Origin of the sequence: Pseudomonas sp. Pdm06, from assembly GCF_014851795.1 — a bacterium.
Lineage (GTDB): Bacteria > Pseudomonadota > Gammaproteobacteria > Pseudomonadales > Pseudomonadaceae > Aquipseudomonas > Aquipseudomonas fluorescens_AA.
The window spans coordinates 223,416-243,802 of sequence record NZ_JACVAH010000008.1 but is presented as its reverse complement, the minus strand read 5'-3'; the positions used below and the strand labels follow the sequence as shown (position 1 = coordinate 243,802).

24 protein-coding genes and 1 tRNA gene are annotated in these 20,387 nt (G+C 58.0%); 8 read left to right on the top strand and 17 right to left on the bottom strand.

The window, feature by feature from the left end; all coding sequences use genetic code 11:
• Positions 1-189 precede the first annotated feature (189 nt).
• The 3 genes from dapF to IB266_RS15555 are packed head-to-tail and all read right to left on the bottom strand — an operon-like array spanning position 190 to position 2,170.
• Positions 190-987 (bottom strand): diaminopimelate epimerase, encoded by a 798-nt coding sequence (dapF, locus tag IB266_RS15565; RefSeq protein ID WP_192261695.1) that lies wholly within the window; start codon positions 985-987, stop codon positions 190-192.
• The gene (locus IB266_RS15560) at positions 978-1,343 is read right to left on the bottom strand and encodes a VOC family protein (protein WP_060741326.1); all 366 of its coding nucleotides are present in this window, start codon (positions 1,341-1,343) and stop codon (positions 978-980) included. Before IB266_RS15560 ends, dapF begins: the two co-directional genes overlap by 10 nt.
• Positions 1,344-1,357: 14 nt before the next feature.
• Positions 1,358-2,170: a helix-turn-helix domain-containing protein gene (locus IB266_RS15555; RefSeq protein WP_225613551.1), complete on the bottom strand. Its 813-nt coding sequence runs from the start codon at positions 2,168-2,170 to the stop codon at positions 1,358-1,360.
• Between the two features lie 117 nt (positions 2,171-2,287).
• Between IB266_RS15555 and IB266_RS15550 the strand changes: the two genes are divergently transcribed.
• Positions 2,288-2,629 (top strand): DUF2834 domain-containing protein, encoded by a 342-nt coding sequence (locus tag IB266_RS15550; protein ID WP_192261694.1) that lies wholly within the window; start codon positions 2,288-2,290, stop codon positions 2,627-2,629.
• An 81-nt stretch (positions 2,630-2,710) separates the two neighbouring features.
• On the opposite strand, the gene IB266_RS15545 is transcribed toward IB266_RS15550, so the two are convergent.
• Positions 2,711-3,871 (bottom strand): PDZ domain-containing protein, encoded by a 1,161-nt coding sequence (locus tag IB266_RS15545; RefSeq protein ID WP_192261693.1) that lies wholly within the window; start codon positions 3,869-3,871, stop codon positions 2,711-2,713.
• A gap of 269 nt (positions 3,872-4,140) precedes the next feature.
• Here IB266_RS15545 and IB266_RS15540 point away from each other — a divergent pair, with 269 nt between their 5' ends.
• On the top strand, positions 4,141-5,196 hold the full coding sequence (locus tag IB266_RS15540; RefSeq protein ID WP_192261692.1) for a S1C family serine protease: 1,056 nt from the start codon (positions 4,141-4,143) through the stop codon (positions 5,194-5,196).
• 3 nt (positions 5,197-5,199) lie between these two features.
• On the opposite strand, the gene IB266_RS15535 is transcribed toward IB266_RS15540, so the two are convergent.
• The 4 genes from IB266_RS15535 to IB266_RS15520 form a co-directional block, all read right to left on the bottom strand.
• A complete protein-coding gene (locus tag IB266_RS15535; protein WP_103310967.1) occupies positions 5,200-5,742 on the bottom strand; it encodes a GNAT family N-acetyltransferase in 543 nt (180 codons plus the stop codon).
• 61 nt (positions 5,743-5,803) lie between these two features.
• Positions 5,804-6,574, bottom strand: a complete 771-nt coding sequence (locus IB266_RS15530) for a class I SAM-dependent methyltransferase (protein ID WP_192261691.1) — start codon at positions 6,572-6,574, stop codon at positions 5,804-5,806.
• Positions 6,575-6,643: 69 nt separating this feature from the next.
• A complete protein-coding gene (locus IB266_RS15525; RefSeq protein WP_192261690.1) occupies positions 6,644-7,282 on the bottom strand; it encodes a helix-turn-helix domain-containing protein in 639 nt (212 codons plus the stop codon).
• Positions 7,279-7,611: a type II toxin-antitoxin system HigB family toxin gene (locus IB266_RS15520; RefSeq protein ID WP_192261689.1), complete on the bottom strand. Its 333-nt coding sequence runs from the start codon at positions 7,609-7,611 to the stop codon at positions 7,279-7,281. Before IB266_RS15520 ends, IB266_RS15525 begins: the two co-directional genes overlap by 4 nt.
• A 154-nt stretch (positions 7,612-7,765) precedes the next feature.
• Between IB266_RS15520 and IB266_RS15515 the strand changes: the two genes are divergently transcribed.
• On the top strand, positions 7,766-8,116 hold the full coding sequence (locus IB266_RS15515; protein ID WP_192261688.1) for a hypothetical protein: 351 nt from the start codon (positions 7,766-7,768) through the stop codon (positions 8,114-8,116).
• A 204-nt stretch (positions 8,117-8,320) separates the two neighbouring features.
• Positions 8,321-8,839, top strand: coding sequence for a BRCT domain-containing protein (locus IB266_RS15510; RefSeq protein WP_318646595.1), 519 nt, complete (start codon positions 8,321-8,323; stop codon positions 8,837-8,839).
• Between the two features lie 371 nt (positions 8,840-9,210).
• On the opposite strand, the gene IB266_RS15505 is transcribed toward IB266_RS15510, so the two are convergent.
• From IB266_RS15505 to IB266_RS15490, 4 genes are all read right to left on the bottom strand, one after another.
• Positions 9,211-10,167 (bottom strand): 2-hydroxyacid dehydrogenase, encoded by a 957-nt coding sequence (locus IB266_RS15505; RefSeq protein ID WP_060741318.1) that lies wholly within the window; start codon positions 10,165-10,167, stop codon positions 9,211-9,213.
• Positions 10,168-10,262: 95 nt separating this feature from the next.
• Positions 10,263-11,021, bottom strand: coding sequence for an SDR family oxidoreductase (locus IB266_RS15500; RefSeq protein WP_103310963.1), 759 nt, complete (start codon positions 11,019-11,021; stop codon positions 10,263-10,265).
• A gap of 21 nt (positions 11,022-11,042) precedes the next feature.
• A complete protein-coding gene (locus tag IB266_RS15495; protein WP_192261687.1) occupies positions 11,043-11,741 on the bottom strand; it encodes a fumarylacetoacetate hydrolase family protein in 699 nt (232 codons plus the stop codon).
• 102 nt (positions 11,742-11,843) lie between these two features.
• Positions 11,844-13,175 (bottom strand): MFS transporter, encoded by a 1,332-nt coding sequence (locus tag IB266_RS15490; RefSeq protein WP_060741315.1) that lies wholly within the window; start codon positions 13,173-13,175, stop codon positions 11,844-11,846.
• Between the two features lie 564 nt (positions 13,176-13,739).
• On the opposite strand from IB266_RS15490, the gene IB266_RS15485 reads away from it, so the two are divergent.
• Positions 13,740-14,672, top strand: coding sequence for a helix-turn-helix transcriptional regulator (locus IB266_RS15485; protein ID WP_103307972.1), 933 nt, complete (start codon positions 13,740-13,742; stop codon positions 14,670-14,672).
• 21 nt (positions 14,673-14,693) lie between these two features.
• Here IB266_RS15485 and IB266_RS15480 read toward each other — a convergent pair whose 3' ends face one another.
• The 4 genes from IB266_RS15480 to IB266_RS15465 all read right to left on the bottom strand — a co-directional run bounded on the left by IB266_RS15480 (position 14,694) and on the right by IB266_RS15465 (position 16,328).
• Positions 14,694-14,921, bottom strand: a complete 228-nt coding sequence (locus IB266_RS15480; protein WP_003204158.1) for an integrase — start codon at positions 14,919-14,921, stop codon at positions 14,694-14,696.
• Between the two features lie 141 nt (positions 14,922-15,062).
• Positions 15,063-15,545, bottom strand: coding sequence for a nuclear transport factor 2 family protein (locus tag IB266_RS15475; RefSeq protein ID WP_192261731.1), 483 nt, complete (start codon positions 15,543-15,545; stop codon positions 15,063-15,065).
• A 257-nt stretch (positions 15,546-15,802) separates the two neighbouring features.
• Positions 15,803-16,093 (bottom strand): hypothetical protein, encoded by a 291-nt coding sequence (locus tag IB266_RS15470; protein ID WP_412548309.1) that lies wholly within the window; start codon positions 16,091-16,093, stop codon positions 15,803-15,805.
• A 145-nt stretch (positions 16,094-16,238) separates the two neighbouring features.
• Positions 16,239-16,328: transfer RNA gene (locus IB266_RS15465), tRNA-Ser, on the bottom strand.
• A gap of 308 nt (positions 16,329-16,636) precedes the next feature.
• On the opposite strand from IB266_RS15465, the gene IB266_RS15460 reads away from it, so the two are divergent.
• The 3 genes from IB266_RS15460 (at position 16,637) to IB266_RS15450 (ending at position 19,469) form a co-directional block, all read left to right on the top strand.
• Complete coding sequence (locus IB266_RS15460; RefSeq protein WP_060741273.1) at positions 16,637-17,326, top strand: crotonase/enoyl-CoA hydratase family protein; 690 nt, start codon at positions 16,637-16,639, stop codon at positions 17,324-17,326.
• A gap of 314 nt (positions 17,327-17,640) precedes the next feature.
• Positions 17,641-18,363 carry a 1-acylglycerol-3-phosphate O-acyltransferase gene (locus tag IB266_RS15455; protein WP_192261686.1) on the top strand — a complete coding sequence of 241 codons (723 nt, stop codon included), beginning with the start codon at positions 17,641-17,643 and terminating at the stop codon, positions 18,361-18,363.
• Positions 18,364-18,497: 134 nt separating this feature from the next.
• Positions 18,498-19,469, top strand: a complete 972-nt coding sequence (locus IB266_RS15450; protein ID WP_060741271.1) for a magnesium and cobalt transport protein CorA — start codon at positions 18,498-18,500, stop codon at positions 19,467-19,469.
• 131 nt (positions 19,470-19,600) lie between these two features.
• On the opposite strand, the gene IB266_RS15445 is transcribed toward IB266_RS15450, so the two are convergent.
• Positions 19,601-20,335 (bottom strand): amidotransferase, encoded by a 735-nt coding sequence (locus IB266_RS15445; protein ID WP_192261685.1) that lies wholly within the window; start codon positions 20,333-20,335, stop codon positions 19,601-19,603.
• Positions 20,336-20,387: the final 52 nt, after the last annotated feature.

Here is a 20,387-nt window from a genome sequence, read left to right as displayed (position 1 = left end):
TCTTCCAGACAAACGGCATCGACCGGTCTACGACGGCTACGCCGCCGAGCGGGAGCAAGCTCCCTCGCCACGGAGTGCGATCTTTAAGGCTATGTATGTAACTTGCTGCAGCCTTCGCGAGCAAGCTCGCTCCCACAGGAGATTGGCGGTGGGTAACGGTTCTGTGGAGTTCATCCTATCCACTCAACCTTAACTCATCGTCCCCGAAAAACTCGCCTCCACCGGCCCGATGAGAAAGACCGCGCCCAGGCCATCCCATTGCACCGTCACGCTGCCGCCATCACATTCAACCTCGACGGTACTGTCCAACAAACCACGACGAATCCCATTGACAACCGCACCGCACGAACAGGACCCCGACCCCAGCGCAATACCCGCCCCACGCTCCCAGATGCGCAACCGAATATGCGTACGATCAATGATCTGGACGAAATGAACGTTGGTCTTGAGCGGGAACAGCGCGTGGGTTTCGATGGCCGGTCCGATCGTCGCGATATCAACGCCAGCCAGGTCATCGACAAAATAAGTGCAGTGGGGATTTCCCATGCTGCAGGCGGCTGGACTGTCAGCAAGTGGCAAGGCAGCGGTGTCCAGATCTTGCGCCAAGGGAATGTCCGACCAGCCGAAAAGCGGCACGCCCATGTCGACGGAAATGGCGCCGGTTGGCGTACGTTCGCAAGTAAGCAAACCACGGTTAGTGCGCAGTACTAGCGAAGTCACATTTGCTTCGCGTATGAGCAGGTCCGCCGCACCTCGTGTCGCGCTGCCGCAAACATCCAGTGCAGAACCATCTGCGTTCCAGAACATCACCCGCGCATCGGCATCGTCGCAATCGAGCAACACCGCGAGTTGGTTGAAGCCTATGCCCCGATTCCGATCCCCCATCCGCTGGGCCATGGCACTCGTCACCGCACTGGCCGAATTTCGCGAATCGACAATCACGAAGTCATCGCCATTGGCATGCATCTTGTGAAAGCTCAGTTGCATGCAAACGCCCTGCTGGAGATAGAAATGGAATTACCGTCAGGGTCTTTGGCGTTGGCAAAAGAGTAACCGTCCGCCCTGTGCGTCGCGCCAAACTTCAGGCCCTGGGCCAGGCATTTTGCCTTGAAACCTTCTACATCCTGGAGATCAAAGACAAGCTTTACGGTGACTTGCCCCGTTTTAACGGCCTTCCCCGCAGGGTGAACCATCAGGATCGCGCCACCGTTTGCAGGGCTCAATTCGGTGACGCGGTCATCGACTTTTCTTTCACTGGTAAAACCGAAGTGACGCTCATAAAAATCGCAGGTCGCTTGAACGTCCCGGACATACAGCATGATTCGATTGAGTGACGGTTGCATGGGGTCTTCCTTGATCATTGTGAGTGTTGCGCTTGCCCATATGCCTTGGTCATGACCGCCCAGGTCTTGGCGTCGGCAGGAATCAGATGCTCGATACGCAATGAACTCATGGTGATGTCGAACGGCATGCCGAAGGTTGTGAACGTTGACATGAACGTCAGCTCACCCTGGGGAGAGTCGACTCGTGTCAGCAACAACGGAGGCAGTTCGTTCGCCAGCGCCGCAGCGCTGCGTGGGGCCGGCAGGCTCTTCAGAATCTCAGCCAACGCGGGATTGCTCAAGGCTTCCCGAGATGCCCGTTGCCAGGCCACTACTCTTATTTCCTCGGCGTTGCTCATACGATCGCCCAAGCCGCCGGGTTGCAGCAGTGTCACCAAGAGGTTGAGTCCCTCTGTCGCTTCCCTGGCAAGCCCAACCAGATCGAACAAGACACCCGCGCTGGCATTCGCGGCAAGGATGTCCCATTGAGCATTCAGAACAATCGCCGGGGCGGGGTTATTGGCGTGAAGTACATGGTCAATGGCATCACGTACCACTTCCATTGACGACGACGTGAGCGGCGTCGTTTCGTAGCGAGGGGCGTAACCACTGGCCAGGAAGATGTCATTGCATCGCTCCAAAGGTACATCCAGGGCAGTCAATAAGTTATGCAGAGTGCCGGGGCTTGGCTTGGCGCGCCCCGTCTCGATGCAACTAAGGTGACGCTGGGAGATGCCTGTGATCAGTGCGCAGTCCAGCTGACTCAGTCCAGCCTGTTGGCGCAAGTGACGCAGTTGCGCACCGGCCGAGGTTGGCGGCGTCGTTCGAGAAAAAGGTCGACTGGTCATCCGTTGACTCTGGCATTGCGGGTGAGCGGCGTCGATGACCTCTGAGGTCATTGAAACCATGACGGTCAAATCACTAGCCTATCTCCACTGATCAATGAACTTGTCCAAGGAGGCAAAGTGAAGAAACCTTACATCGCACTTGTCACGCTGCTGCTTTTTTCCGTGTACACAGCGAGTACTTTGTTTCTCGCCGATCAATCGCTCCTGGCGTTCGGCATCGGGCTCATGTCTCGCCCAGACACCGCACAGGTCGTCATCGACCTTTATCTGCTCGCTTGCATGGCGTGCATCTGGATGTACAAGGACACACGTTCGAAAGGCAGGTCGTTCACATCGCTGCTGCCTTACTTCCTGATCACGGCCATCTTCGTATCAATCGGTCCACTGTTGTACATCGTCGTTAACGGATTTGGACGCCAATCGCCGGTGACAGGTATTCCCGATTACCCACCGCCTTAAAGCGTCCCCCATCATGCGCATGCCTCCAGGCACGCCAGCACTTCAAACTGCTGGATCATAACCGCAGAAGACGATTGCAGCTCAAGGCCAATCAACAATCACTGCTTTCGGATCGCCCTGGCGCATCTGGGCCAGCTCAGCATCCGCCTTGGCTTGCGTCGCGTGGCAGAACTCGAAGGCGTTCTGGGTCTTGCCGCTCGGCCCCTTGGCCTCGGCCATGCACACCACCGCACCCGGCGCACAAACAGCGCTGTTCAGTTTGAAATCCCCCCAAACGCCAGGTTGTTCCTGCTTCACCTTGGCGATGTAGTTTTTGAGCGAGGGCTGCATGTCGCTCGCGGCTCCGGCGATCAACTTGACCGGGCTGACGCTAGCGCCGTAAGTATGCTGGGTGGACAGCGCGGCGGTGCAATACAGTGCATCGGCCGGAACCGCAGCGGCTACGCCGTTCGCCATCACCGTCGGCGTCATCGATACTTGAGTCCCGCCAGGCCCCACCAGAACCGGCACGATGCTGAACGCGTTGTTGCGCCATACCTTCAGGTTCACCCGCGAACCAATTGGCGCTTTTGCAACGGCCACCCTGAAATCGATTGAATCGGCGATAAGCCCGTTATCCACTGCCACGATCACGTCTTGAGACAAGATCCCGGCCTGTTGCGCACCGCTCCCCGGAACAGTTGACAACACCACAACCCCAGCTGGGGGAGCTGACAGGGCCATGGCCCGCTTCGGATCGATGGTGTCGATGCTGGCGCCGATCCGGCCACGAGGTAAATTGGCGGGCTGGCAAGCTTTTTCCAGCCATACCTGGCTGGCCGCTTCTTTTCGAGCCGTTGCGACCTGCTTCATGACCGGCTCGGCGCTCGCCTGGTACATCGGCACTTCGCTGAGGGACATTTCGATGTACTCACAGGACTTGGAGCGATAGCGGTCAGGCGTTTCCCGGGTCACCAGTTTTTGCAGGTCAATGGGCGGCAGGCCTTGGGGCGCGGCAATGGTGGAGGTCGCGGGAGAGACGCTGGCAGAGTCCGCTGTCGCGACCGAGGAGACCACATAGGCGCCGGCCGCCAGGCCTACGGCACTGGTCATTACGCTGGTGTCCACTCCCCCCATGGGAAGCAGCATCGCACCGACTACCGCCGCCTCACCGAGACCGCCATCAGAGGCACAGCCAGCCAAGGCAGTGAGCGAAAGTGCAACGGCGAGCCTGGTGCTTGATTTGAAGGCAGGAGCAGACATTTCGCTTCTCGGTGATGGATTCGAATGGATCGTGGCGCATCATGGCAAAGTGCCTTTAAGTTGTATATCGAATGCACGTTCGCCCGGATGCCGCCCGTCTCAATCACCACGGCAACGAAGTGCTTGGTTTGAGGTTGGACAGGATGATGGCCAAATAGTACCTTGCCTGGACCCGCCTGAACGCCACGACCCCAGAGAAGCCCATGTCGACAAAATGCCTTACCGCAATACTGGTGCTCTCCCCGCTCCTGGCGTCTTGCGTCAACCCCATGTACAGCGACGCCGAGCGAGCCGAAACAGCGGAATACCTGCGCAAGGTCAGAGACCCGGCGACCTACTACGCCATGGATTGTGAAACGTTCCTGGCAACCAAACGGGGTTGGGAACAATACCCCAACATGGCCGCCGACCCCGTTAACCTCGTGATCCAACAGGTCGCCACACAACGCGACTGTTCAGCCGGCAGCGCTCCTGTGCCCAGCGCGGCTACGGTGGCTCCGACATCCGTGACGCCAGCGGCAATGCCCGTACCCGTGTCCAATCAGTCGGGAACCTTGGGCCTGCACATCACCCCTGTTACACCGACGGTGGCTCGGCAATTCGGCTTAGCCGCTGTCAGTGGCGTCTTGGTCTTGGGACCCGTACCAGGAAGTGGCGCTGAAAAGGCAGGCATGTTGGCCGGCGATATCGTTTTGCAAATTGCCGGGACTTCGGTCAATAGCCCAGCCGAGCTGACCGCTGTCGCCAGCCGTATTCGACCTGGTTTCGCGGCGCCGCTGAAGGTGTGGCGTTATCGGGCTCCCATCGATGTGCTGGTGGAAGTAGGCGACTCATCGGGCATGGCGCCCCCGGTAGCGCCTGCGCCTGCGGCAGTCGTCGCACCGACGCCGAGCCTCCCCCTGGCCGCCCCCGTGACATCGCCAGCGAGCAATAGCGCGACAAATACTTCGTTCTGTTTTGCCCTGTTCGAGGCCAGGCAAGTCCAGGGGCTGAGCGACTATCCAGCAAGGGGCCTTATCACCCCCGTCTGGCAAGGCCCGGCACTGAGCGGCACACCGGCTCGTCTTGCCATGCCGGAGTTCCAGGCATTCACTCGGGCCCAAGGCTACGATGTGAAAATGCAACCGATGTTCTGCCAACCCATCGGCGCCAGCGAGCAGTGCCAGGCGCTAGGGTCGGAGAGCTTCATGCTGACCACTCGCAGCTTTACCGCGATGGTCAATTGCACTGAAACCTTGCAGGGCGTAGAAACAACCCGCGGTCTACTGCTCAAACAGTGGCCTCATCTGCAGACCACCGCGTGGCGTCCTTTGGCGGGTCAATAATGGCTATCTCTCAAGCCAATCTTCCCGCGTCATTTCCCAGATTTCCTTAGGTAACGTCCCACAAACGAAGTCCCCCTGCTGCGTCGCAATCATGCGCATGCCTTCATGTTCCGAAACTTTACGTGAAGCCAGGTTGCCCACCGCCTTGGGCACTTGCATGACGGGGCGGCCCAGGGTTTCAAACCAATGGGCGTTGATCGCCTCGCACGCTTCGCGCATATAGCCTTTTCCCTGCCATTGCGGCGCCAGCCAGAAACCCCGGTTGTTGCCAGGCTGGTCGTACAGGCTGATGCTGCCGATGCTCTGTGGCGGATCGTCGGCCATCCGGATCATCCAGTGCCACTCGCATCCGGCGGCGACAGCGGGGAGCGCGTGGTCGCGCACGTATGTCAGCGCGCCGTCATCCGGGTAAGGCCAGGGCACGCGACTGTCCAGGTAACGGACCACTTCCCAGTGTGGGAACAACCGTTGAATCACCGGTGCGTCCGTCAGCTCAAGGGGTGTGAGGATCAGACGGCGGGTTTGGAATGTGGGGATGGTTTGCATCATGAAAGTCCTTTTCAAACATCATGGTGTCCTTGAAAAACAACCCACTCCAGCGTTGTCCTCAATCCAGACGGCGACACAGATAGGCTTGGGTTTGATAAGGGAAATCAATAGTTTCACGCCCCCTCAAGGAGGGATGCGTGTCGATAAGATGCTGCAACTGATCACTCACCTTGGCCTTTTCGGCGGCAGGCAAGGCGGCGATGAAACTCACCGACAGGAAGCGGTCCATGATGACTTCCCTGGCGCTTCCTGAATGTGTGTATCGAAAGCAGGTCAGTTCAGGAGTCGAAAAGTAGTTTCCTGTGAAGGGTGACTGCCACGACCCGGTATGAAAACGCGGGGTATCGCCTTCGTATGGAGTGATGATATCAGTGATAGCAGCCACCCAGTCCACCGACTCATCACGTACGTTCCAGATCAGGCCCAACCGGCCATTCGCCCTGAGCACTCGGTAAATCTCGGCAAGCGCTTTTTCATTTGCAAACCAGTGGAAGGCCTGGGCACACACCACTGCTTGTGCCATTCCAGATTCGAACGGGATACTGTCTGCCGTCCCCTCCACAATCCTGACGTCCGGCAGGCTTTGGGCAAACTCGGCACGCATGGCCTCAACCGGTTCGACTGCAATGACATCGAGCGCCATGGACTTCAACAATCGAGTGAATTTTCCTGTGCCGGCCCCTAGATCAATAACTGCCGATCCCGGAAGAAGATCCAATTCTTTTTCAAGCCAGGCACTCAGTTCACTTGGGTAGTTCGGGCGCCCCTTGGCATAGGTGTGGGCTTGCGATGAGAATCCAATCTGGGCGGCCTTTTGAATGTTTGCCATGAGCCACGATCCTCATTGTGAATGTTGCATTAGCTGGGCTGCCCCTGGATGGAAGGGGAGAATTATTGCCTAGCCGTTTTCCGGATCTTCAACTGTCTTTCTGCGGCCTTTCGAAGCCACCACTTTGTATGCACCGGTACGAGCCTCTTTAACCGAATGTGCGGTCAAAGGGTCGCTACGAAAGCGGTAATGAGCTGAGGTTTTCTTGGCGGGAGGGCGAACGGTTTGGATAGGCGTCGCCTTTGCCGAGGCTGGCGGCAAGAAAGCACTCGGCTCCATCGCAAAGCGCTCTGCCAGTGCGTACGCCATCTTGTGACTGATGGGCCGATCCCCACTGAGCACCTTGGACACCGCTGTTTTATCACCTATTTCAGGGAGCTCTGAACCGGTGAGTCCGAGCGTCTCCATCAAATCCCTGATCAGTTGCACAGGGGTGCAGGTCGCCTCAAAAGCGGCATTCGATTGGCGAAACTGGTCGGAGTCGCGCTGGTAGGCCAGGATTTCATCCTCGAGTTCAACGAGAATTTTCTCCTCGGTCTTGCTCAGTTCACGCCCATCGGTGAGTTCATCGAGCAAGTCGGTCGCACGCTCATAGTCGGCGGGGGTCTCGATGCCATGCACAAACTCGCCGCGCAAGCGCTCTAGCACCGCATGCAGCTCACCAAGCGTTGCGATCACGGTCTGGAAATCGTTCCGGTCTGCGCTCATCGTTTTACCCCTTTGTTTCTTGCATACCAGGCGTTGGCCACGTCGTAATCAGCATGCGTGTAGATGTGTTTGACGTAGAACTTCTGCCGGGTGTAGTTGATACCCCCTATCACCCTGAGATTATTTGCGCCTACGTCGATCACAACCCAATTCATTGCGGCTCGGGGATTGAACAAATCGACACCGTGCGTACCGAAAAGCTTTTGCAGGTCCGCGAACGCCTTGGGGCGAGCCATCTTCAAAATGCGCAGGCAACGATCAAGTCCAGTCTTGTCGTTCGGGTACAAAATTGCAGCGTCGTCAAAACGTGATGGCGTGAGTATATCCATAGGCTTCCTTGTCTTTGAGCCAATGGTATTCCGGTTGTGTTTTTTCACAACATCGATGTGTTGGCGGCAGTTGGACTCATACTGTGGCAAGTAGGCGATTTGGCCGGCAGCATTGGGCCAAATGGGTGATCACCTACACATCCGGAGACAAAACATGGACCTTTTCGACTCGAACCGCCTGAAAACCTGGCAAGCCCTCTCTTCGCTCTTTCTCGACACTGAGATGGACGACCTGACCTACGATTACATCGCTCGCGTCGTCCTTGAAAGCGGCTATTCGCCCAGTGAAATGCGCAGCATCTTGTGGAATGAAGTATTCCCGGTGCTCGAAGCCAACCTCAGGTCCGTTGCAGGTGAATGGGCGGGATGGACAGATGAGTGGTTGCTGGAGCACCTCACAGCGCTCGAGGAGCCAAAGGGGAAGAAAGGCACCGGCGGCATTGCCAGAGAGATCGACAGGTGTTGGAGCCTGATCGCAACGCGGCTTCCATCTGAATATGCTTGATACAACTGCATTGCCTCGTGACGAAATAATGGTGGTAGATTTCGGCAGCATGCGTTGAGGATCAAACGTTGCCCAACCCTAACGAATACCGGAAGGGTACACAGAGCGCCGATGGTGCAGATTCACTGATCGAATTGAAGGCGGAAGGATTTCGTGTAGATGCCGGTTTAGCCGGCAATTTGACAATCACAAGGAGTGAGATTAGTGACGATTATCAAGTTCAGCTACAAAGATGCGAAGGGTAGTTTGAGTGTCCGAGAACTGATCCAGTGGTCAGAGAACTCACTCTACATTCAGGGACGATCCACTGGCGACTCATTCCCAAAAACCTTCCGAAAGGATCGAATTGTCGAGATATTGTTGGGGGCAGAGCTATTACTGAACGACGCCGCCCCTCCCGCTCCAAGGCTTTCGCCAAAACCAAAGCCGTCTGCTTTGGCAGCGCTGGAGACCGCCTCCAATTGTCCGCGCCCCAAGTCGCCGCCCGACGGAATAAATCAAATTCTTTTCACTGGTTTTGCTGCTGCGCATCGGGCAGAGCTCGAACAGAAGGCGCAGGATTTTGGGTTAAGGGTGATGAGTACTCCAGGCAAGACTCTGACGTTTCTTTGCTATGGTGATAACGCCGGTCCGACTAAGGTTACAAAGGCACTAGCGGCTGGTGCTTTTATCTTCGATGCGGAACAGTTTTTGAACTTGATCACTACGGGCGAGATGCCTTGATACATCAGATGCAGCGTCGGTCGAGCGGTTTGACATAAAGGCGCAATCCCCCAAAAACAACGGTATGCGGCTGGCCAACATACCTTCCTGATCTCGACGTCAAATGCGACGGTGTCCACCTAACTTAAAGTGGACTATCACTCCTAGCCTGCTTCTATCGATTTTTGAGTTCGGATACGCTGACGGCCATATCAGCCAAAACGAGTTGCATGGAGGAGGCTCCCTCAAAATAGGTCGTTATCTTGGTCTTTAGTGACTGCCCGGGTAAAGCGCAGACCATCACACCACCCGGGACCTCACCTCCGCTTGCGCCTCAACACAGCAAGTTCACTCAACTTGACCGTCTCGCAACCGCCTTGAAGCTCCACACCTCACCCCGTCACACACCCCTGCGGCACCTTCCCAGCAAAACTGTCCACCAGACTCGCCACCACCATCTCCCCCATCCGCGTGCGGGTCTGCAACGTCGCACTCGCCCGGTGTGGTTGCAGTACCACCTGCTCATTGCCAAACAACGCCTCGGGCACGTGCGGCTCATCGACAAACACATCCAGCGCCGCACCGGCGATTTCCCCGGCGGTCAGCGCCGCCACCAGGTCGGGCTCGTTGACCAGTTTGCCGCGGGCCACGTTAATCAGGTAACCGCCCTGGCCCAAGGCGCGCAGCACCTCGGCATCGATGATGGCTTCAGCCTTGTCGGCGGCCGCCGCAAGGATCAGGGCATCGCTGTCGCGAGCCAGTTGCTTGAGGTCGGCGACGAAGGTGTGGTTCACGTCGCTCATCGGTTGCAGATCGGTATAGCTGATCGGACAACCGAACGCGGCGGCGCGGGTTGCCACGGCGCGACCGACCCGGCCCATGCCGACGATGCCGATGCGCATGCCGGACACCTGCCGGGCCAATGGCAACGGAGCCAATGGCGTCGGGCTCTGGGGCCATTGGCCGGAGCGCACGTAGCGGTCACCGGTGCACAGCCCTCGGCACACCGCAATCAATAGGCCGATCGCCAGGTCGGCGACATCTTCGGTCAGCGCGCCGATGGTGGCGGTCACGCGGATTCCACGATCCCTGGCGTAGGCCAGGTCCACCGCATCGGTGCCCACGCCGTTGACCGCCACCACTTCCAGTTGGGGCAGTTGCGCCATGAGCGCCTGGCTGATGCCCGTATGCCCACCGGTGATCACACCGCGAATGTTGGCGCCATGTTCTTGTAGATAGGCTTGTTTGTCAGCCTGTTCGAAATAGCGCCGTACCGTGAACAGCTCGTTGAGCCGGGTATTGATTTCAGGGATCAGGATCGGGCTGAGCTGCAAGACTTCTGGCTTCATGTAGACCTCGTAACGGAATAGGAAAAAACTGATTCAAGCGTAATCAGGTGTGCTCGCCACGCATGCACCGCCTCAAAAATGAACAGCGCCCAGGCTCAACCGCGACCGGCAAACGGCATGGCCGTGGCCATGACGGTCATGTTCAAGACGTTGGCCGACAACGGCAGGCCCGCGATGTAGCGCACCGCGTCGGCCACGTGCTTGACGTCCACCATCGGCTCCACCGCGATGCTGCCGTTGGCCTGACGCACGCCCTTGGTCATGCGCACGGACATTTCGGTGAGGGCGTTGCCGATGTCGATCTGGCTGCAGGCGATGTTGTATTCGCGTCCGTCCAGGGCCAGGGATTTGGTCAGCCCCAGCACCGCGTGTTTACTGGCGGTGTAGGCGCTGCTGAATGGCCGCGGGGTGTGGGCCGAAATCGAACCGTTGTTGATGATCCGCCCACCCTGGGGCTGTTGCCGGCGCATCAGGCCGAAGGCACCACGGGCGCACAGGAAAACGCCGTTGAGGTTGGTGTCGATCACGTTTCGCCACTGCTCGAACGTGAGTTCATCCAGCGGCACGGCAGGCGCATTGACGCCGGCGTTGTTGAACACGACGTCCAGGCGTCCGTAGGCCTCGGCGATGGCGGCAAACAGTGCATCGACACTGGCCGGATCGCGCACATCGGTGGGTACCGCCAGGGCTTCGCGCCCCTCGCAGGCCGCCAACTCGACCAATGTCTGCAAGGGCTCGGGGCGGCGCCCGGCCAGCACCAGCGTGTAGCCGTCTGCCATCAGGCCCAGGGCCACCGCGCGGCCAATCCCGCTGCCGGCGCCAGTCACCAGAGCCACTTTCAATGTGTTGGACATGTGGATTCTCCCTTCTCGAATTCAGTCAGATGAACGCGGACCGACGCGCATTTCCAGTTCGCCGATGCCATCGATGCCGGCCGTGATGACATCCCCCGGCTGCAGCACATCGACGCCTGCCGGGCTGCCGGTCATGATCAGGTCGCCAGCCCGCAGCGCTACCGATTGGGAGATGCGGGCGATCACTTCACTGACCGACCAGATCTGGCTGTCGAGGCTGTCGCGCTGGCGCTCTTGACCGTTCACGTTCAGCCACAACTCGCCTTCGGGGTGCCCCGCCCGCGACACCGGCACGATGGCCGTCATCGGCGCGGCGCCGTCAAACACCTTGGCGCCCTCCCACGGCAAACCGTTGCGCTTGGCCAGGCGCTGGACATCACGCCGGGTCAGATCCAAACCCGCCGCGTAGCCCCACACATAGGCCAGCGCCTGGCTCTCAGGGATGTTGGCGCCGCCCTCCCCGATGGCCACGACCAATTCGATTTCGTGAGCGAACTCCTCGGTCACCGGTGGAAACGTCACGTCGCCGGTCGCCTCCACCACGCAACTGGCAGGTTTCATGAAAAACACGGGTGGGACTCGGGATTCACCCTGGGTATCGGGCCAAGGGTAGTTGCGACCGACGCAAAAGACCCGGCCGACGGGAAAACGCTGTGGGGTGCCAACAACCGGCAGGGTCACTGGCAAGTCCGGGGTAAAGACATACTCGGGCATGTTCATCCTGGTAAAAGTCCTGATAGAAGCGTCAGCGTACGGCGGCAATCCCTGGCTAAGTTGGAGGAATGCCGCCTCGTGTTGGAGAAAAACAGCTTTTTTCCGGGCTCAGCGCGCCTTGAGTTCAATGCGATACAAACGGCCAAGCAGCAACGAATAGGACAAGGTGCCGATCAGCGCCACACCGCCGATGAACCAGAAGGCCAAGGCAAATGAGCCGGTCTTGTGGACAATCGCGCCAATCACGATGGGGGTGACAATCCCGCCGATGTTGGCCGCCAGGCTGGTGATCCCGCCGGTCAGCCCGATCAGTTCCTTGGGTGCCACTTCCGACACCGCCGCCCACGAGGACGAAGCGATGCCCTGGGCAAAGAAGGCAATCGTCAGCACGGCGATGCAGATCACGTTCGAATCGGTGAAGTTCACCAGCACGATGGACATGCCCAGCATCGACCCGACCACCAGCGGCAACTTGCGGGCAAAGGACAGCGAATAACCGCGGCGTATCAGCAGATCGGAGACGATCCCGGCGAGCAGGATCCCCACTGTCGCGCCCACGAACGGCAGCACGGCGAATATCCCGGCCTTGATCATGGTCAGTTGACGCTCTTCGATCAGGTACGTGGGGAACCAGGTGAGAAAGAAGTACAGCGCCGAGGTGCTGGCGAACTTACCGATGCAAATCGCCCAGACCTGCCGATAGCTGAACAGCTCGGCGATCTGCCGCCAGTTGAACCGGGTGCGCTCTTGGCTGCTCTTGACCAGCCCGCCCCCGGCTTCGATGTACTTGAGTTCTTCCTTGCTGACTTTCTTGCAGTTCATCGGGTCGCGATACAGGAACAGCCAAGCCACACCGAAAACGATGCCGAGCGCACCGGTGCTGTAGAACACATGGCGCCAGTCGTAGGTAGTCGCCAGCCACAGCAGCGCACCGGTAAACAGCGCCGTGCCCAGGTACTGGCCGCAAACGTAAATGCTGCTGGCAAGGCCCCGTTCACGCGCCGGGAACCACACCGTGACCGCCCGGCTGTTGGCCGGAAACGCCGGCGCTTCCATCGCACCGACCGCCAGGCGCAGACCGAACAGCGAAGCGAAGCCCGTGGCAAAGCCCTGGCACACCGTGACGGTCGACCAACTGATCAGTGACACCCCGTAGGTGAACCGGGAACCGAAGCGGTCGGCGATGAACCCGGCGGGTACCAGCGCAATGGCGTAGGTCCAGGCAAACGCAGAAAAAATCAGCCCCATCTCGATCTTGTCCAGGCCCAGGTCCTTGGCGAGGAAGGGTGCGGCAATCGAAATATTCACTCGATCGATGTAGTTGATGATCGTCGCGATCAGCAGCAACGACAGCATGAACCAACGCCGCCGCGACGGCAGGCGCTCAGGCACCACGGCGTCCCGGGCGCTGGCAATTTGGGAGGTGTGGGAGTTCGACATGGTGGACCTCATTATTGTTAGAAGCGTCGAAATGTTTACGAGCAGCCGAAATCAATGCCCTCGATGCCGGGGCAGAACAATCGCTACAGGAATGAGAGGCGCGAACAGCCGGTGTCAGGTGTTCAGAGAGGCCTTGCAACAGGATCTGTCGCAGGAGCGGTCGGGAGGGTCAGCGTGAAACAGGAACAGGCTCATGATGTGCGCACCTTTTGATTGTTTTTGGATGGAGGGTCGGGTTGCGTGGCCCAACAGTGGTCGTACAACCATTCAAAATCAACTGAGGTGTTAGATCATTTTTCCCGGTTGAAACCGTGTCCAAGAAACCTGTCCAAAAAAACAAGATCGCTGGGTTTTTTAAAATCGCTTTTAAGAACAACGTAACTAACTGTTTTTAAATGACAAATAGCATAAATACGAATTTGTCGTTTTGGACAACCAACCGCCATCCTCGGGCTACAGAAAATTCAGTCTCGGCACCCTGTCATCGTATAACGCCTTGAAAATCGGCCAGATGCACCGTCACAATCGTCGTCACCGCCATGCCCCGCAGAGGATTCACAGGAGATGTCATCACCGAGCCGAGTCCCCACCTATGTCATGCAGCAACGCAGCGAATTGACGGACTTCTACATCCGCGACAAAAAGGGCCGGCGCGCCGAAACCAGCCCGCATCGCCATGAGTACTTCCAGATCCAGATCAACCTCGGTGGCGACACCGTGCAACACATTGGCAACGTCGAGCGTCCGTTTCCACGCAACACCCTGGCCTTCATCCTGCCCCACCGCGTGCATGTGATTCCACATCCGGCGGACAGCAACTTCATGGTGATCAATTTTTCCCAGACGTTCCTGTTGCCACATTTGCAGTGCGACCCGATGGACCTGGAAGAAGTCTCGATTCTGCTGGCGCCAGAACTCTCGCCGTTTCGTTTCCAGGAGCACCTGGACTTCATTCTCGGCGACGACGATTTCGCCAAGGTATGCGCGTTGATCACGCAAATGCGCGCACTGGACGAGAATCGACAATTCGGCACCCGCGAAATGCTCAAGGGCTTGTTGCTGCAACTGATCGGCAGCGTCTGCGCCTTGTACGCCGAGCCGCTCAAGCGCTTGGCCGAAGAAAACGCCGCCGAAGTCAGCCGACGCGATGCACTGGGCCGGATGTCCGAATACCTGCGCAAGAACATCGCCGACCCGGACCTCAACCTGATCAAAGTGGCGGCGGCGACCTACCTGTCGCCGACCTACCTGACCCACTGGCTGCGCAAGGAAATCGGCAAGACCTTTACCGAACTGGTGCTCGAACGTCGAATGCATGCAGCGCGCAATTACTTGCTCAATGGCACACGGCCTGTGGGCGAAGTGGCGAGGTTGTGCGGTTTTGCCGACGAGGCTTATTTTTCCAGGCGTTTTCGCCAGATACATGGACAGCCGCCAGGGCAGTTCAGGCGCCAGCAGTTGAATCCGGACAGTCCGCAGTTGCCGTTGAATACATAAGCCGACAATCGCGAATACGGCTCACCGCAGGATCAGCACCGCCGCCACCGCAATCACGGCCACCACGCCAAAGACCATTCGCGCGATCCACGGCGCGGTGAGCCAGACGCCGGTCACCCCGGCAATCTGCCCCACGTTCTTCTCGGTCAGACGGAAACTCGGCTCCCGGAAAGGATTGCCGCAATGTGGGCAGGCGTAGGCTTTGTCGGAGATTCGGGAAGCGCATTCAGGGCAATCGATCAGACTCATTGTGCGACCTCAGGGAGAGACGAACTTGGGGTACTGACAAAGACCACGCATTTCCGGTTTTTGTTCTGAAGCGAGTAAACCTTTTGGAGGGCACGCTACGGAAAAGCGAACGGCTTCACAGCCAACAATATAGCCCAGCCACTACTGCGGGGGGGTTACGCGCCGGATAAGATCGTTCAGCACGTAGGTGTCCAGAAAGGCTGTGACTTCAATGATCTGACCACTCTTGAGGGTCATGTGCCACAGGTAGGTGTTGTTGTAGGGTTTTTGATCAAGCGCCGTGGCTGTTCCTTCCCACAGAACAACCACCACATCATTCTGCGCAACGATGCTCTGCACCGTGGGGACGATCGGTGTTGCCAGTCGCGCTGTAATGGGCCGCACGACTTGGGCCAGCTCAGCCTTGCTGTTATAGACACCTGAAACAGGACTCGTCCCGGCCACGGTCCATTTCGCATTGGGCGCCAGCAGATCGAACACCGTGCCTTTGCCCTGCTGCCAGTTAGTGAACGCCTGGCGGACCAGAGTCGCATTCGCGTGTTGGGTGTTTTCCGAAGCCCAGACGTTGTTCGTAAAAAATATTAAAGACAGTGCAAGAGCCTGGACGCGCCAAGCGAAATTCATCCATCTGGTCATGATGTTCTCTCACAGCAATGCAGTTGATAAGACGCTCTTCCAGGAGAACCTTAACGGCATGTGCCCAGAAACCTTTGCCTGATACTGCTGTGAAGTTGCCTGATGCTATTCAGTGGCGATGCTGCACAAGCAGCCGTTCATCAAGCAATTTGCCGTGCCTTTCTACCTTCAGTCTTAGCGACCTTCTTGCACCTGTGCTCAAACTCCCCACACCGGGAAGCTATCGCACACCAGGGGAGATTTTTTCATTCCGAAAGAGAGGCTGATTTCCAGAATCGCCCGGCCAGCCAGCGACTGACACTCAAGGCCCAGGCAAACAGAGCGATCAATCCGATACTAAGCAGCATCCCCTTCACGCCCGTGCTGCTAATGAGCGTTCCGGTGATAAAGGGAAACCCGAATACACCAATGAAGTAGGACAGGCTGAAAAGCAGCAGTGCGTGTGCGGTCAGTCCAGGTGGCGCTTCGTTGGCAGCCAGGCCATTAATGACCGAATAGTTGAGACCATAACCGACCCCAAGCAAGGCGGCGGTCAACCAAAACTCAGACTGGTAATTCGTACCTTTAGCGCTGACGGCGTATCACCTGGGTGCCATTGCTCCTATCGTCATTTTTCAGACAGCAGAAACCACAAAGCCCCTGGTTTTCTTGGAAAACCAGGGGCTTTGTGCGTATCGAATTTGGCGGTGAAGGAGAGATTCGAACTCTCGATACAGTTTCCTGTATACACACTTTCCAGGCGTGCTCCTTAAGCCACTCGGACACTTCACCGTATCTCGGCAAACTGTTCAGTCTGTCGAGGCGCGCTAATGTAGTCGAAAGCTTTTCCGATGGCAAAGGTTTTTTTCAGAATTTTCATGCGGTTAAGCTTGGTTGGGCATTTCAAACCCGTCTGGGCAGGGCAAACCGGCCAATCTTCGGGGCTGTATAGGCAAGGCTCTATAGATGAAGGCTTGGCGGGATGGGCGAGCCAGGCTGTTTACGGGGCTTGGGGCTGACCGGTGAGTCAGTCACGGTGCTTTACCTGGCCTGCGGCGGTGGGTAACGTCTGCGACACTTCTCTTACAAGGAATAGCGTCATGAGCGACTTGATTGCCTACCATCTCGAAGACGGTATCGCGACCCTGACCTTGAACAACGGCAAGGTCAATGCCATCTCGCCGGACGTGATTGCCGCGTTCAACGCTGCGCTGGACCAGGCGACGGCGGATCGGGCGGTGGTGATCATTACCGGGCAGCCGGGGATTCTGTCGGGTGGCTACGATCTGAAGGTGATGACCGCCGGTCCCAAGGAAGCGGTAAGCCTGGTTACGGCCGGCTCGACGCTGGCCCGTCGCCTGTTGTCGCACCCCTTCCCTGTCGTTGTCGCTTGCCCGGGGCATGCGGTGGCCAAGGGTGCGTTCCTGCTGCTCTCGGCGGATTACCGCATTGGTGTGGAAGGGCCGTTCAGCATTGGCCTGAACGAAGTGCAGATCGGCATGACCATGCACCACGCCGGTATCGAGCTGGCCCGGGACCGCCTGCGCAAGTCGGCGTTTCACCGCTCGGTGATCAATGCCGAGATGTTCAATCCCCAGAGCGCTGTGGATGCGGGCTTCCTCGACAAGGTGGTGTCGGCCGAGGAACTACAAGGTGCGGCCCTGGAAGCAGCGCGCCAGTTGAAGAAAATCAACATGTCCGCCCACAAGAACACCAAGCTGAAAGTTCGCAAGGCCCTGCTGGAGACGCTGGACACTGCAATTTTGCTGGATCAGGAGCATATGGGCTGACGCTTGTAGGAGCTGTCGAGCGGAGCGAGGCTGCGATCGTTTGATCTTGCTCCGGACTCAATTGCTAAGGGAAAGATCGCAGCCTCGCTCCGCTCGTCAGCTCCTACGGGCCCACAGATGTCCCCCTCCCCCTAGAGCAGGGCTTTTTCCTACGCGCATCGTTTAAAAGTCCGCAACCGCTCTAGGCTGCTTCCGTCACGCCATGTGGAAACATGCGCTTAAACATCGTCCATTTCCTACCTCTATAGGGGCAATTGCCGAAAACAGTGCACATCCGTACACTGCGCCACCTTTTGTCCCGATGGGGCCTGTAGATGCTGTTTGTATTGCGTATGTTGTTGATGGGTCTGCACTTTGTCCTGGCGGGTGTGCTCGGAGTGATTCTGGGCCTGTGCAGACCGTTCAATCCGGACAACAGTCGTTTATGCGCAAGGCTGTACGCTTTGCCGGCCATGTGCATCTTGCGCCTGCGGGTCCGGGCGCAGGTCGACACGCTAGTGGATAAGCCCAACGGCTGCGTCATCATCGCCAACCATCAGTCCAACTATGACTTGTTCATGTTCGGCAACGTAGTGCCGCGCCGCACCGTGTGCATCGGCAAGAAGAGCCTGAAATGGGTGCCGCTGTTCGGGCAGTTGTTCTGGCTGGCGGGCAATGTGTTGATCGACCGTGGCAACGCGATCAAGGCACGACGGTCAATGCTGACCACCACCCATACGTTGCAGCACGAGGACACCTCGATCTGGGTTTTTCCGGAAGGCACGCGCAATCTGGGCGAGGATCTGCTGCCTTTCAAGAAAGGCGCATTCCAGATGGCAATCGCCGCCGGAGTCCCGATTATTCCGGTGTGCGTCAGCAGCTACATCAAGCACATGCGCCTCAATCGCTGGCGCAGCGGTGAAATCCTCATACGCTCGTTGCCGGCGATTCCTACGGCCGGATTGAGCATGGATGACATGCCCCGGCTCATCGCCCAATGCCGTGAACAAATGCGTGAATGCATTGCAACAATGGACCGGCAGTTACAAGCCGCGTAATGGAAAACCCGCCCCTTGGCGGGTTTTCTTTTGCCGCCGAACTCCGCAGATTTTGCTGACTCTCAAGCTACAGGGCGCGCTAAGCTGGACGTTGCCTGCCACTGCCATTTTCCAATAAGAAGTGAACCACCATTATGGGTAGAGTCGTTGCTGCTGCGGTTTACAGCGCCGGTAAGAAAATCACCAACATCACCCTCGACGAAGGCAGCGCCTGGGCTGCCAAACCTGGTCATTTTGTGTGGATAGGTCTTGAAGAGCCCAGTGCCCTGGAGCTGACCAACCTGCAACGTCAATTCAACCTGCACGAATTGGCCATCGAAGACGCCATGGAGAAACACAGCCGGCCCAAGCTGGAGACCTTTGGCGATGCGCTGTTTATTGTCACGTATTCGCCAATACGCAAGGACGGCAAGCTGCAGTTCATCGAAACCCATATCTTTGCCGGCAAGGGCTACATCATCACCGCTCGCAACGGTCATTCAGCCTCCTACGCCCACGTCCGACAGCGCTGTGAGGCTCGACCTATCCTGCTGGAGCACGGCGAAGATTTCGTGCTCTACGCCATCCTCGATTTCGTGATCGAAAACTACCAGCCGGTGGGTGAAGCCATTCACGCCGAGATCGATGAGCTGGAGCGCAACGTGCTGTGCAGCGCCCTGAATGAGCGAGACATCCAGAACCTGCACAGCCTGCGCCGCGATGTATTGCGCCTGCGTCGTTACGCGGCGCCCATGGTGGAGATCAGCGAGGAACTGCAGCGGCTGGACTTCCCCTTTATCGACAAGAACATGGGGCCGTACTTCCGCGACGTACAGATCCACGTCACGCGGCAAATGGAAGACTTGGCCACCCTGGCGGACATCGCCAGCCAGACCATTGAAATCGGGGTGCTGCTGGAAGCCTCGCGCCAGAGCGTGGTGCAGCGCAAATTTGCAGCGTGGGCGGCGATTCTGGCATTCCCCACCGCGGTGGCCGGGATCTATGGGATGAACTTCGAGAACATGCCGGAGTTGACCTGGCACTACGGCTACTTTCTGGTGCTCGGATTCATCGGGGTGGGATGTACGGCTTTGTGGGCGAGTTTCAAGCGGTCGGGATGGTTGTAGGCCCGCTCCCCACCGCTCATCCTCTGTGGGAGCGAGCTTGCTCGCGATGACAGCGGCACATCCGACATCAATGCCAACTGTTCCACCGCTATCGCGAGCAAGCTCGCACCCACATTAGAGGGTGGTGATCTTTAGCCTTGGGTGGTTTCGGCGTGCGGCTTGTGTGCGACGAAACGCATCATCCACTCCGCCACCGTGGTGCCATGATGCTCGTGGGCCAGGCTCGCCACGCCCTGGCTATAGATCTGCTCGCCGAGGTGTTGCTGACGAATCTCCAGCAAGGCCCGGGAATAATCGTGGATGAACTCCGGGTGGCCCTGGAAGCACAGCACCTGGTCGTTGATGTGATAGGCGGCGAACGGGCAGAAATCGCTGGAGGCGATGACGGTCGCGCTTTCGGGCAGTTGGGTGACCTGGTCCTGATGGCTGATCAGCAAGGTCAGCTCTTCCATCACCGGGCTCATCCACGGCGCCTTGGCGGCGAGTTTGTAGCGATGGGTGCCGACACCCCAGCCTTGGGTGGCGCGTTCGGTCTTGCCGCCCAGCAACAACGCCAAGAGCTGATGGCCAAAGCACACACCGAGCAATTTATCGCCCCGCTGGTAGCGCTCCAGCAGGTAGGTCTTGAGGGTTTGAATCCAAGGGTCGGTGCCGAAGGAGTCAGCCTTGCTGCCAGTCACCAGGTAAGCGTCGAACACCTCGTCATCGCTGGGGTAATGCCCCTCCATCACGTTGTACACGATGAATTCGGCCGCGATGGGCTGCTGTGAAAACAGGCGCTGGAACATCTGCCCGTAACCCTGATATTGGTCGACCAGTTCCGGACGCAGGATATCGGTTTCCAGAATGCAGATGCGTAGTGACATAAAAAATACCTGACACGATGATGGGAATATTGCACACCCCAGAGCCTGCCCT

Bases quoted from the DNA above. Each gene is read 5' to 3' on its own strand.
- dapF (WP_192261695.1), bottom strand. From the start codon at position 987: ATGCAACTGAGCTTTCACAAGATGCATGCCAATGGCGATGACTTCGTG.
- IB266_RS15560 (WP_060741326.1), bottom strand. From the start codon at position 1,343: ATGCAACCGTCACTCAATCGAATCATGCTGTATGTCCGGGACGTTCAA.
- IB266_RS15555 (WP_225613551.1), bottom strand. From the start codon at position 2,170: ATGACCAGTCGACCTTTTTCTCGAACGACGCCGCCAACCTCGGCCGGT.
- IB266_RS15545 (WP_192261693.1), bottom strand. From the start codon at position 3,871: ATGTCTGCTCCTGCCTTCAAATCAAGCACCAGGCTCGCCGTTGCACTT.
- IB266_RS15540 (WP_192261692.1), top strand. From the start codon at position 4,141: ATGTACAGCGACGCCGAGCGAGCCGAAACAGCGGAATACCTGCGCAAG.
- IB266_RS15535 (WP_103310967.1), bottom strand. From the start codon at position 5,742: ATGCAAACCATCCCCACATTCCAAACCCGCCGTCTGATCCTCACACCC.
- IB266_RS15530 (WP_192261691.1), bottom strand. From the start codon at position 6,574: ATGGCAAACATTCAAAAGGCCGCCCAGATTGGATTCTCATCGCAAGCC.
- IB266_RS15525 (WP_192261690.1), bottom strand. From the start codon at position 7,282: ATGAGCGCAGACCGGAACGATTTCCAGACCGTGATCGCAACGCTTGGT.
- IB266_RS15520 (WP_192261689.1), bottom strand. From the start codon at position 7,611: ATGGATATACTCACGCCATCACGTTTTGACGACGCTGCAATTTTGTAC.
- IB266_RS15515 (WP_192261688.1), top strand. From the start codon at position 7,766: ATGGACCTTTTCGACTCGAACCGCCTGAAAACCTGGCAAGCCCTCTCT.
- IB266_RS15505 (WP_060741318.1), bottom strand. From the start codon at position 10,167: ATGAAGCCAGAAGTCTTGCAGCTCAGCCCGATCCTGATCCCTGAAATC.
- IB266_RS15500 (WP_103310963.1), bottom strand. From the start codon at position 11,021: ATGTCCAACACATTGAAAGTGGCTCTGGTGACTGGCGCCGGCAGCGGG.
- IB266_RS15495 (WP_192261687.1), bottom strand. From the start codon at position 11,741: ATGAACATGCCCGAGTATGTCTTTACCCCGGACTTGCCAGTGACCCTG.
- IB266_RS15490 (WP_060741315.1), bottom strand. From the start codon at position 13,175: ATGTCGAACTCCCACACCTCCCAAATTGCCAGCGCCCGGGACGCCGTG.
- IB266_RS15485 (WP_103307972.1), top strand. From the start codon at position 13,740: ATGTCATCACCGAGCCGAGTCCCCACCTATGTCATGCAGCAACGCAGC.
- IB266_RS15480 (WP_003204158.1), bottom strand. From the start codon at position 14,921: ATGAGTCTGATCGATTGCCCTGAATGCGCTTCCCGAATCTCCGACAAA.
- IB266_RS15475 (WP_192261731.1), bottom strand. From the start codon at position 15,545: ATGAATTTCGCTTGGCGCGTCCAGGCTCTTGCACTGTCTTTAATATTT.
- IB266_RS15460 (WP_060741273.1), top strand. From the start codon at position 16,637: ATGAGCGACTTGATTGCCTACCATCTCGAAGACGGTATCGCGACCCTG.
- IB266_RS15455 (WP_192261686.1), top strand. From the start codon at position 17,641: ATGCTGTTTGTATTGCGTATGTTGTTGATGGGTCTGCACTTTGTCCTG.
- IB266_RS15450 (WP_060741271.1), top strand. From the start codon at position 18,498: ATGGGTAGAGTCGTTGCTGCTGCGGTTTACAGCGCCGGTAAGAAAATC.
- IB266_RS15445 (WP_192261685.1), bottom strand. From the start codon at position 20,335: ATGTCACTACGCATCTGCATTCTGGAAACCGATATCCTGCGTCCGGAA.